Origin of the sequence: Haloferax sp. AB510, from assembly GCF_024136985.1 — an archaeon.
In the GTDB taxonomy this organism is placed as follows: domain Archaea; phylum Halobacteriota; class Halobacteria; order Halobacteriales; family Haloferacaceae; genus Haloferax.
Genome location: NZ_JAMYJY010000126.1, coordinates 1 through 9838, shown reverse-complemented (window position 1 = coordinate 9838; position 9838 = coordinate 1). Strand labels below are relative to the sequence as shown.

Annotated in this window: 10 protein-coding genes and 3 pseudogenes; 4 read left to right on the top strand and 9 right to left on the bottom strand. The window is 67.7% G+C overall.

Going from position 1 to position 9838, the window contains the following annotated elements; translation table 11 throughout:
* Both NKF06_RS18065 and NKF06_RS18060 read right to left on the bottom strand, forming a co-directional pair.
* Positions 1 to 269, bottom strand: a pseudogene (locus tag NKF06_RS18065) (CDP-alcohol phosphatidyltransferase family protein); the annotation flags it as partial.
* Positions 270 to 506: 237 nt separating this feature from the next.
* The gene (locus tag NKF06_RS18060) at positions 507 to 857 is read right to left on the bottom strand and encodes a hypothetical protein (protein WP_253246202.1); all 351 of its coding nucleotides are present in this window, start codon (positions 855 to 857) and stop codon (positions 507 to 509) included.
* 53 nt (positions 858 to 910) lie between these two features.
* Between NKF06_RS18060 and NKF06_RS18055 the strand changes: the two are divergent.
* A pseudogene (locus NKF06_RS18055) lies at positions 911 to 2568 on the top strand (NAD-binding protein).
* Positions 2569 to 2829: 261 nt separating this feature from the next.
* On the opposite strand, the gene NKF06_RS18050 reads toward NKF06_RS18055, so the two are convergent.
* Both NKF06_RS18050 and NKF06_RS18045 read right to left on the bottom strand, forming a co-directional pair.
* On the bottom strand, positions 2830 to 3678 hold the full coding sequence (locus NKF06_RS18050) for a heme-copper oxidase subunit III (protein WP_058567216.1): 849 nt from the start codon (positions 3676 to 3678) through the stop codon (positions 2830 to 2832).
* A gap of 221 nt (positions 3679 to 3899) precedes the next feature.
* Positions 3900 to 4976, bottom strand: coding sequence for a phytoene/squalene synthase family protein (locus tag NKF06_RS18045; protein ID WP_058828863.1), 1077 nt, complete (start codon positions 4974 to 4976; stop codon positions 3900 to 3902).
* Positions 4977 to 5093: 117 nt separating this feature from the next.
* On the opposite strand from NKF06_RS18045, the gene NKF06_RS18040 reads away from it, so the two are divergent.
* Positions 5094 to 6236: an acyl-CoA dehydrogenase gene (locus NKF06_RS18040; protein WP_253246201.1), complete on the top strand. Its 1143-nt coding sequence runs from the start codon at positions 5094 to 5096 to the stop codon at positions 6234 to 6236.
* A 3-nt stretch (positions 6237 to 6239) separates the two neighbouring features.
* On the opposite strand, the gene NKF06_RS18035 is transcribed toward NKF06_RS18040, so the two are convergent.
* Positions 6240 to 6563, bottom strand: coding sequence for a DNA-binding protein (locus NKF06_RS18035; RefSeq protein ID WP_253246200.1), 324 nt, complete (start codon positions 6561 to 6563; stop codon positions 6240 to 6242).
* 124 nt (positions 6564 to 6687) lie between these two features.
* On the opposite strand from NKF06_RS18035, the gene NKF06_RS18030 reads away from it, so the two are divergent.
* Positions 6688 to 6963, top strand: a complete 276-nt coding sequence (locus tag NKF06_RS18030) for a hypothetical protein (protein WP_058567220.1) — start codon at positions 6688 to 6690, stop codon at positions 6961 to 6963.
* A gap of 28 nt (positions 6964 to 6991) precedes the next feature.
* Here NKF06_RS18030 and NKF06_RS18025 read toward each other — a convergent pair whose 3' ends face one another.
* The gene (locus NKF06_RS18025) at positions 6992 to 7663 is read right to left on the bottom strand and encodes a protein sorting system archaetidylserine synthase (protein ID WP_058828859.1); all 672 of its coding nucleotides are present in this window, start codon (positions 7661 to 7663) and stop codon (positions 6992 to 6994) included.
* A gap of 165 nt (positions 7664 to 7828) precedes the next feature.
* On the opposite strand from NKF06_RS18025, the gene NKF06_RS18020 reads away from it, so the two are divergent.
* On the top strand, positions 7829 to 8275 hold the full coding sequence (locus NKF06_RS18020; protein WP_253246199.1) for a plastocyanin/azurin family copper-binding protein: 447 nt from the start codon (positions 7829 to 7831) through the stop codon (positions 8273 to 8275).
* A gap of 120 nt (positions 8276 to 8395) precedes the next feature.
* Here the strand turns inward: NKF06_RS18020 and NKF06_RS18015 are convergent, their stop codons facing one another.
* The 3 genes and pseudogenes from NKF06_RS18015 to NKF06_RS18005 form a co-directional block, all read right to left on the bottom strand.
* Positions 8396 to 9055: a 30S ribosomal protein S3ae gene (locus tag NKF06_RS18015; RefSeq protein ID WP_058828857.1), complete on the bottom strand. Its 660-nt coding sequence runs from the start codon at positions 9053 to 9055 to the stop codon at positions 8396 to 8398.
* Positions 9048 to 9290, bottom strand: coding sequence for a KEOPS complex subunit Pcc1 (locus tag NKF06_RS18010; protein WP_253246198.1), 243 nt, complete (start codon positions 9288 to 9290; stop codon positions 9048 to 9050). The genes NKF06_RS18015 and NKF06_RS18010 overlap by 8 nt, the downstream gene beginning before the upstream one ends.
* A pseudogene (locus NKF06_RS18005) lies at positions 9287 to 9838 on the bottom strand (exonuclease); the annotation flags it as partial. The pseudogene NKF06_RS18005 and the gene NKF06_RS18010, both read right to left, overlap by 4 nt.

Sequence of the window (9838 nt, the reverse complement as noted above, 5' to 3'; positions counted from 1 at the left end):
CTCAGCGGGCTGTAGAGCGCCACGCCGGCGATGCCCGCGACGCCCGCGACGAGGAAGCCTCGGACGAGCGTGACGGCGGTCGGCACGCCGAGACCGTCGTAAGGGTGGCCCGGTTCCGCCGACCCGGACGCGCGACCACCCTCGGGTGCGACGTTCTCGTCCGCGTTCGCGTAGGCGTACGCGCAGAGTCCGACGACGACGAGCAGGGTTCCGGCGGCCCACGTCGCGCGGCGGTCTCGGGCGAGGGGGCGGCGCGCGAGACGAGCCACACCCAGTCGGTCGCGAGGAGCACGCCGAACCCAAGCGTGGCCGCTGCCGCCGCGCCGCCGGTTTCGAGCACGCGGCGTCTCGTCCGGCGGGTCGTCCGAGCAGTCGCCCCGCTACTCCCTGAGAGCGTCACGGTCGCGGACTGTCGGCTCGGCGGTCGGACGGTGTGCTACACATACACGTACCGGAGGACGGACGGCGGTTAAGTATTCCTCGCGTAACAGGTCCGCGGGACCGACTCACGGGGGGTTATCTCCTCGGCGACGACTCCGGAGTTCGACCGCGGCGAGGAGGAACAGATAGGTCGAGAGCCCGACCGCGACGGCGAGTAGCGTCTGTCGTCCGAAGACGACGACGCCGAGGACGATTCCGACGACGGCGGTCGCGACTGACGTGGTTCGGACGACCCGTCGCTCCCAGAGCGCGCGGACGCTCGACGCCCGAAGCGACAGCGCCGCTTCCAGCGCGAGCGCCCCAACGACGCCGACGAGGACCGGCCCCGGTGTCACCGGCGTCCGTAGGAGGGCCGCCGCGAGCGCGGTGGGGACGAGCACCGACCCCGCGAGCGCGGCGTCCCGTCGGCGAGTCATGAGAGCACTACCGCGTCAGGACGCTTTTAGCCACCGGCGCACATAGCCCGACTATGTCTATTTCGGGCGACGGCCCCGGGTTGTCGAAGGCGAAGCGACGACTTGGCCGTTATCTCACGGGGGCCGGGCTGTTGATGCTCGCGTTCTCCATCGCCTACCAGTGGGCGGCGGGCTTTTTCGCCGGCGAGGACGTCACGTTCCTGCAGGCGGTCCACGTCTCGTCGAGACGTTCACGACGACGGGTTACGGCGAGCAGACCCGGTTTTGGGTCGACCACCCGCCGCTGCTCGCGCTGTCGATTCTGATGCAACTCACGGGCGTCACGACCGTCTTCCTCACGCTCCCGCTGTTTCTCGTCCCCCTCGTCGAAGACGCCCTGCGGACCGCGCCGCCGACGACCTCGACGCACACGGACCACGTCGTCATCTGTACGTTCACCCCCCGCGGCGACGCCCTCGTGGACGAACTCGACTCGATGGACGTTCCCTACGTGATTCTCGAAGCCGACCGCGACCGCGCCGAGGAACTGTACGGCGAGGGCTACGAGGTCGTCCACGGCGACCCCGAGGCCATCGAGTCGCTCGAAGCGGCGAACGCGGCCGAGGCGCTCGCCATCGTCGCCGACGACGACGACGAGACGAACGCGAGCATCATCCTCGCCGCGAAGCAGGCCGCCCCGGACGCCCGCGTCGTCAGCCTCATCGAGGACCCCGAGGTCGCGGACTACCACCGCTACGCCGGTGCCGACCGGGTCGTCTCGCCGCGCCGACTTCTCGGCGAGAGCCTCGCCGGCAAGGCGACCACGTCCATCTCCTCGGAACTCGGCGACGCCATCGAAATCGGCGAGGACTTCGAGGTCGCGGAACTGCTCGTCCAGCGCGGGAGTCCCGTCGAGGGGCGGACCATCGCCGAGAGCGGCATCGGCCAGGTCACGGGTGCCAACGTCATCGGTGCGTGGTTCACCGGGGAGTTCGTCTCCCCGCCCGCCCCTGACGCCGTCATCGACGAGCACACCATCCTGCTCGTCGTCGGCCGCGAGAAGCAACTCGAAGAGCTCCGGGCGCTGACGCTGTCGTCGGCGCGGCGCTTCCGCCGCGGGACCGTCATCGTCGCGGGGTACGGGGAGGTCGGGTCGACCGCGGCCGAGACGCTGGCGAGCGCCGGCGTCCCGCATCTCGTCGTGGACAAACAGGACAAGCCCGGCGTCGACCTCGTGGGCGACATCACCGACCCTCAGACGCTCTCCGAGGCGAACGTCACCGAGGCCCGCGGCGTCCTCCTCGCGCTCGACAACGACACCACGGCCGTCTTCGCCACGCTCGTCTCCGAGCGCGTCTCCGAGGAGACGGAGGTCATCGCCCGCGCCAACGAGACCGAGAGCATCGCCAAACTCTACCGCGCTGGCGCGGACTACGTCCTCGCGCTCTCGACGGTCGCCGGGCGGATGCTCGCCTCGACGGTGCTCGACGAGGAGGTCATCGCGCCGCAGTCGCAGATAGAAATCGTCCGGACCCACGCGCCCGGGCTCGTAGGGCGGACGCTCGCCGGGGCCGACGTTCGCGCCCGGACGAACTGCACCGTCATCGCCGTCGAGCGAGACGGGACGCTCGTCACCGAAATCGCCCCGGAGTTCCGGGTCAAAGCCGACGACGACCTCATCGTCGCCGGCGTGGACGAGGACATCTACCGGTTCAACGAACAGTTCGGGTGAGCGGTCGCTGGCGCGGGACGCTGGTGAGAATTCGGACGCGGACGGCGATTCGGACGCGGACGCAACTCTCGGTCGGTGTGGCAGTCCCGCCGCTCGGCGGTCGAGAAGTCCGACACGTCCACGTCGCGTCCGAGGACGTGGTCCGAACAACCCATGGCAGTGGACGCCCGTTTCCATCCCTCGACAGGACGTGCCGGCGTCCGTGGCTCTCGGATGAGTCGGCTAAAAAGAATCGGTTACGTCGCAGCGCGGCGACGAGAGTTACGCGCCGACTTCCGCGCCGACGTAGAGTACGACGACGAGGAAGATCCAGACGACGTCCACGAAGTGCCAGTACATCGAGGCCGTACTGACGGAGACGTGGCGTTCGGCGGAGTACTGCCCGCGGAGCGCGCGGACGAAGACGATACCGAGAAGCACCGCGCCGAGGCTGACGTGGAGGCCGTGCAGGCCGGTGAGGCCGTAGAACGCCGACCCGAAGATGCCGTCGGTGATGGAGAAGTTCGAGTGGACGATGAACTCGTAGTACTCGTACACCTGCCCGCCGATGAACACCGCACCGAGCAGGAGCGTGACGGCGAGGCCGAGGATGAAGTTACGGTGGTTCTCCTCGCGGATGGCGACGTGCGCCCAGTGGAGCGTGAAACTGGACACGATGAGGATGGCGGTGTTGGCTAACACCAACGAGCCTGTGAGGTGTGGAAGTTCCTGCGGCGGCCACGTCCCCGCGCGGATGAAGAAGTAGTACGCGAACAGCGCGCCGAACGTCCCGAGTTCGGAGCCGAGGAAGGCAATCATGCCCCAGCGGAGCTTCGATGCGCTCTTCTGGCTCGCGTCGCGCGACCAGAAGTGGCTCACGAACGCGTGGTACAACCAGCCGTAGAGCCCGGCCAGGAAGAGGAAGATACTGCCGATGAACACGGCGGGGCCCGCCGTCTGGCCGACGATTCCGTCCTGTCCCATGACGTACAGCCCGGCACCGGCGTAGATGCCCGCGCCCCCGACGGCGGTGACGAACGGCCACCAGCTCGCCTCGCCGAAGCCGCGCGGCCAGTCCTGAACCGCCGGCAGGTGATGGCCGTGGTCGTCGTGTGCTTCTTCGGTACTCATAGACGCCCGTTATGCTTGGGTTACTAAAAATCCTCCCAAACTGCGTTCGTCACGGGACCGCATGGGCCTCGGACCGCGGTTCCGACGGCGACCGCGGTGGGTGCGAAACACGTCGCTCGCGAGACCGAAGCTGCCGGCGCGCTCGGCGGCGCTCGGCACGAAGCGATGCGAGAAGAGAAGCGAAACAGAACCGGGCCCGACCGACAGCGCCTCTGCGTCGTTCAGTCGGCGTTCGTCGTCGCTCGGTGGAACGGCTGACGCGAGATGATTTCGCGCATCTCGGCGAGCGACTCGGCGCCCGCGCCGTTCATCTCGGAGACGACGGCGAACACCTCTTGTCGGGAGATTTTGACGCCCTCACCCGTCACCGCGTGTTCGGGGTTGGCGACGAGTTCGCGGAGCGTGCCGACCGCGAGCAGGAACGGAATCGCCCACGCGGCGAGCGTGTTGCCCTCGCGGAGCGGCACCGTCTCCAAGTAGGTCTGAGCGTCGTCGACGAACGACTTGGCGTGGTCGGCGGTCCGCTTGACCACCGAGGCCGCCCGGTCGTTGTGCTCGGGGGCGACGACCTCCTCTTGGGGAACGCCCGCGTCGTCGAGCCAGTCGGCGGGGAGGTAGACGTTGTTCTCCGCCGTGTAGTCGTCGTGAACGTCCTTCGCGATGTTCACGAGCTGGAGGAGCAGGCCGAACTCCTCGGCGGTGTCGTAGAGCCGCGAGCGGCGCTCACTGTCGACGTTGCCGCGGGTCACGAGGTTCGTGATGAGGTTGCCGACGGTGCCGGCGGCGTAGTAGCAGTACTCCTCTAACTCCTCGCGGGACTGGATGCGGAGCCCGCCGGTCTGGGAGTAACGTTCGACGAACATCGCCATACCCGAGACGAGTTCGCGGACCGGCGGCGTGACCGCCTCTCGCACGTCCTCAGGAAGCGCCTCGAACGTCCGGAAGACCCGAGCGGTGTTGGCGACGACCATCCAGTCGTCGGACTGTTCGCCCTCCGGGGGGAGGTGCGGCTGTACTGCGGTCACGAACTCGTCGACGGTGGTGTCGTCGTCGGGGTCGAGCGCGCGGTCGTAGAGTCGAAGGAGGTGTGCCTGCTCGTCGGGCGCGATTGAAGACGAATCCTCCACGGTGTCGGCGATTCGACAGAGGAGATATCCGATACAGATGTGCGACGCCATCGGTTCGTCGAGGACGTCGACCGTGAGGGCGAAGGTCCGAGAGACCCCCTGAACTGCATCGTGACACCAATCGAGGTCGTCATCAGTTGCCGGTGGCCGGGCATCGGCGTGTCGAGACATTCGAAGCGTACCGGTATTACGGAAGGGGGGATAAAAAGTCTCGTGGGGGCGACGACTCTCAGACGGCCGAGACGGCGCAGGAGAAAATCATAAGCATAGTCGATGACAGACTCACGTATGGACTTCGCGCTCACTGCGGAGCAGAAGCAAATCAAGGACATGGTCTCGGAGTTCGTCGACGAGGAGGTCAAACCTCGCGCGGCGGAGATAGACGAGACCGACGAGTTCCCCGCCGACCTCGTGGCTGAGATGGGGCAACTCGGCTTGATGGGCATGCCCTTCCCCGAGGAGTACGGCGGTGCCGGCCTCGACTATCACTCCTACGCAATCGGCCTCGAAGAGATTTCCCGCGGCTCCGGCGGCCTCGGCACCATCGTCGCCGCCCACACGAGCCTCGCCGGCAACATGCTCTACGAGTTTGGGAACGAGGACCAGAAGCAGACCTACCTGACGCCGGTCAACGAAGGCACCGACATCGGCGCGTTCGCGCTCTCCGAACCCGGCGCGGGAAGCGACGTGCCGGCCATGGAGACCACGGCCGTCAAAGACGGCGACGAGTACGTCGTCGACGGCGGGAAGCTCTGGATTTCGAACGGCTCGGTCGCCGACACGGTCGTCGTCTTCGCCAAGACCGACCCCGACGCGGGCAACAAGGGCATCTCGTCGTTCGTCGTCCGCCCCGAGGAGGACGACGGCTTCGTCGTCGAGGGCACGGAGCACAAACTCGGCGACAAGGGCTGTCCGACCGCCGAACTCCGCTTCGACGACATGCGCATCCCCGAAGACCGGCTTCTCGGCGACGAGGGCGACGGCTTCGTGCAGGCGCTGAAGACGCTCAACGGGGGCCGCATCACTATCGCGGCGCGCTCGATTGGTATCGCCCGAGCCGCCCTCGACGACGCCGTGAAGTACGCCGGCGAGCGCGAGCAGTTCGACCAGCCTATCGGCGAGTTCCAGGCCATCAAGCACAAACTCGCCGACATGGACACGAAGGTTCAGGCCGCAAAGCTCCTCATGCACAAGGCCGCGGACCTGAAGATGCGCGACGAGACGTTCATCAAGGAGGCCGCGCAGGCGAAGCTCTACGCCAGCGAAATCAGTCGCGAGGTCGCGAACGAGGGCATCCAGATTCACGGCGGCTACGGCTACACCAAAGACTTCGCCGCGGAGCGCTACTACCGCGACGCGAAGCTCAACGAGATTTACGAGGGGACGAGCGAGATTCTCCGCAACACCATCGGCGACTGGCTCCAGAAGTAACCGTCAGTCGACGACCGATTCGTCCGCGTTGGCTGTGTCGCCCGCCCGGAGTGCCCCGTTTTCGACCCGCTCTGCGAGCCACGCGTGGTACGATTCGACCCGGTCTGCGCCCGCGTCGGTGAGGCCGTACACGTCGTAGATGCCCTCGGTTCGCCGTTGGAGGTGGCCCGCCTCCACGAGCGCGTCGAGCGTGCCGTAGAACGCTTGAGGGTCGATTCGGAGGTCGTAGTAGCGTTCCAGTCGGGTCTTCAGCTTCTGCCCGCGGAGTTCGCCCGCGTCGTAGAGGATGGCACAAAGGTCGCGCCGGCGGCCGCTCTGAAACCACATAGCTCACCCCTCGGTGGAGACACACACGTCACTTTCGTTCCGGCGGCCTTCCACGCCGGCCCACCGCGCCGACCCGCCCGCCGGAACCGGTAGTTTAGACAGCCCCTACTCCCTAGCGCCTCGCATGACCGACGCAACCGCAGAAGCGAACGGCGTCACCGCGCGATACTACGTCACGGACTCCGAGCGCGTCCTCGAATTCGACCGCGACGGCCGCACCGCCGCCGTGGCTCAGAACATCGACGGCTACGCCATGCTGAAGGTCCGCCCGACCGCCGACGGCGACGAACTCGAACGCTACTACGGCTTCGACATGGCGCTGGACCACGCCGCGGAGCTCCTCGGCGTCTCGCCGCACGACCTGCCGGTCCCGGAGGACGCGGCAGACATGGGGATGTAGCCCGGACGCGTTTCGCGCGCCGCACCGATTAGCCCCAGTAGAAGCGCGGGCCCAAAAACAGGTAGCCGAGCGCCAAGAACAGCAGCCCGAACGAAAACCCCTCGCCGAGCGTCCCGGAGCAGAGGATTGCGAGGCCCTGCACCACGCCCATGACGAGCGCGTCCTGCGCGTGGAGGTCCGGGTAGGTCACGTCCGAGAGCATCAGCGCGGCCATAATTGCGGAGAGGGCGACGAGCAACATCGGCTCGACGAAGCCGACGAGGACGCCCGCCGACAGAATCGTCGCGGCGAGCGTCGTCGGCACGCCGACCGTCTCGTCCGAGCCGCTGTCGTAGGCGGTGTAGAGCGCCAGTCTGACGACCGCGGCCGCGACGAACAGCGCGGCGACGGCGACGCCGGCGACGACCCGAAGCCGGTCGAAGCCCCACATCTCGCGGACGACGGTGACGACGAGCAGGGCGGGAGCGACGCCGAAGGAGGCCACGTCCGCGAGGGAGTCGAGGTACGGCCCCGCGTCGGTTCCCCCGTAGCGTCGGGCGACCACGCCGTCGAGGCCGTCGGCCATCGCGGCGAGCAGGATGGCCTTGGCCGCGAGGCGCACGTCGACCGCGGTCAGCACCGCCGCGACGAATCCCAGCGCCGCGTTCCCGGCGGTGACCACGTCGGCGGGGCCCAACCGGCCGACGAATCGGGGTCTCATACCGATGCGATTGCGTACCTTCCCTTTCCCTCTTACGTTCCGTCCGTCGGTGGGTGGCTTCGCGCACCGACCCCGAACCGGCGGCGTTCCGGTCGGTCTCGGTCGATTCGGCGGTTCGCCGAGCGAACCATGCGACATTTATCGGTCGCGTCCCGAGAGGCGACCATGCGAGACCACGGGTCCTCGGACGGCGGTCGGACGCGGCGTCAGTTCCTCGCGGCGGCCGGAGCGGCTGCGACGGCCGGCCTCGCGGGCTGTGCGACCTTGATGGCTTCGGGCGACGAGTTCGACATCGGAATGACCGCGGTCGCGTTCGACCCGCCGGCGCTGACCGTCGAAGTCGGTGACGAGGTCGTCTGGCGGAACACGAGTTCGCGCGGCCACACCGTCACCGCCTACGAGGGCACACTTCCCGAGGACGCCGCGTTCTTCGCCAGCGGGGACTACGAGACCGAGCAGGCCGCCCGCGACGCGTACTCCAACTCGCTCGGTGGACTCATCGGAAGCGGCGAGACCTACACGTACACCTTCGACGTGCCCGGCAAGTACGAGTATCTCTGTATCCCCCACGAGCAAGCCGGCATGGTCGGCACCATCGTCGTCGAGGAGTAGGCTCGGCGCGCAGCGTCGGCTTCGAGCTTTCGCACCTGACCGGAGAGCGACGTGGCTCTCGCTTTGCGCGCGGGCGCGTAAAAAGTCGAAATTCGAAGTCGGGCCGTCGGCGAGACGGGCTTACGCTTCGGTCTCTTCGTCGACGTCGACTGCGACGTCGTCTTCGTCGACGCTGACGGCGGCTTCCTCTTCGGCCTCGACCTCTTCGGGGCGGGCTTCGAGGGAGAACTTCTTGACCTCGACGCGGCGCAGGGGGTAGATGACCTTCGCGTCGCCGTAGATGGCCGACGAGAGGCGACCCTCGACGACGCTCTCGGTGAGCGCGTCGTAGGTGTGACCCGTGATGGCCTCGCGGGTGAGCTTCGTCATGATGCGACGGATTTCGTGTTCCTGGCTGCGGTCGGCCTTCTTCGTGGTGAAGGCGACGGGCTGGAGCTGGACGCGGTAGTCGTCCTTGGTGATGGCCGTGACGTTGGCTTCGATTTTGGACGCGCCGCGGCGGACGAGGCTACGGAGGTAGTCTCGGGTGAGCTCCTGCTGGATGAACTCGGTGTAGGCGGCGTCGCTACCCACGTCGGTAATCTTGAACGTGAGCTTGACGTTGTTCGCGCCCTGGTCGTCGTTGAGTTCGCCGAGGGTGGACTCGACGGTGCGACCGTTGATCTTCTCGGGTTCGTCCGCGAAGGTCGAACCGAGTTCCTTACGGTCGAAATTCTCGGGAGCGATGACGGTGTACCATCGCTTTCCGCGCTTCTGCTTGGAGACGGATCGTTCACTCATGGTTAGTGTCTGTGTGCGTTCGTGTGGCTTCGATGACGGTCTCCGCGACCGTCACGTTGACGACGTAGTCATCGACCGTGGCGTGCAGGCCGCCGGTCGAATCGCGTTCGATTGTGGTGACGAGTTCGTCCCCCTCGACTCGGGTGCGCATCGACGCCGTGTTGTCCGGTTCGAGCGCGCCGGCGATGATGCCGGGGTCGTTGTGGGTCGTTCGCAGGGTCGCACGCCGCGTCATCGGCGCACCTCCCTGACGGCCGCGACGACGTCGCTCGGCTCCGCCGCGGAGTCGAACGTCATCGTCGCCTCCGACGGCGACCCGGTCGCGGACGCGTCCGGCAGTTCGTTCGCGGCCGCGGCGAGGTCCTCGTCCAGTCCGGCGGGGCCGGTCGAGACGAGGGCCGCGGCACCGACGCCGACCGCGAGAACGGTCGGCTCGGGCGAGCGGAAGTCGCGGGCGAGCCTCGCCACCGTGGCGAGTCGCCCCGGCGACGACAGGTCACAGGAGAGCGCGTAGAGGCTCTCGTAGCGGCCCGTCGTCGCCCCGCGGAGCGCGGCGTGGGTCGCCTGCGCGTGGTCGCGCCACGCGTCGAGCGCGGCGTCTCGAACGTCGTGTCCGAGCGCCAGCGCGACGGCGGTCCCGGGCGACTCCCGGACGGTCGCGTCGAGCACGTCGGCGAAGCCGCCGACGGTTTCGAACGGCCCGTTCGGGGTCGCCTCCGAGCGCAAGACGCGCTCGACGGCGGTCGCCGCTCGGGCGGTCGCCTCGCCAGTCGTCGCGTCGAT

Coding starts and splice junctions, on each gene's coding strand:
- NKF06_RS18060 (WP_253246202.1), bottom strand. CDS start 857: ATGACTCGCCGACGGGACGCCGCGCTCGCGGGGTCGGTGCTCGTCCCC.
- NKF06_RS18050 (WP_058567216.1), bottom strand. CDS start 3,678: ATGAGTACCGAAGAAGCACACGACGACCACGGCCATCACCTGCCGGCG.
- NKF06_RS18045 (WP_058828863.1), bottom strand. CDS start 4,976: ATGTCTCGACACGCCGATGCCCGGCCACCGGCAACTGATGACGACCTC.
- NKF06_RS18040 (WP_253246201.1), top strand. CDS start 5,094: ATGGACTTCGCGCTCACTGCGGAGCAGAAGCAAATCAAGGACATGGTC.
- NKF06_RS18035 (WP_253246200.1), bottom strand. CDS start 6,563: ATGTGGTTTCAGAGCGGCCGCCGGCGCGACCTTTGTGCCATCCTCTAC.
- NKF06_RS18030 (WP_058567220.1), top strand. CDS start 6,688: ATGACCGACGCAACCGCAGAAGCGAACGGCGTCACCGCGCGATACTAC.
- NKF06_RS18025 (WP_058828859.1), bottom strand. CDS start 7,663: ATGAGACCCCGATTCGTCGGCCGGTTGGGCCCCGCCGACGTGGTCACC.
- NKF06_RS18020 (WP_253246199.1), top strand. CDS start 7,829: ATGCGAGACCACGGGTCCTCGGACGGCGGTCGGACGCGGCGTCAGTTC.
- NKF06_RS18015 (WP_058828857.1), bottom strand. CDS start 9,055: ATGAGTGAACGATCCGTCTCCAAGCAGAAGCGCGGAAAGCGATGGTAC.
- NKF06_RS18010 (WP_253246198.1), bottom strand. CDS start 9,290: ATGACGCGGCGTGCGACCCTGCGAACGACCCACAACGACCCCGGCATC.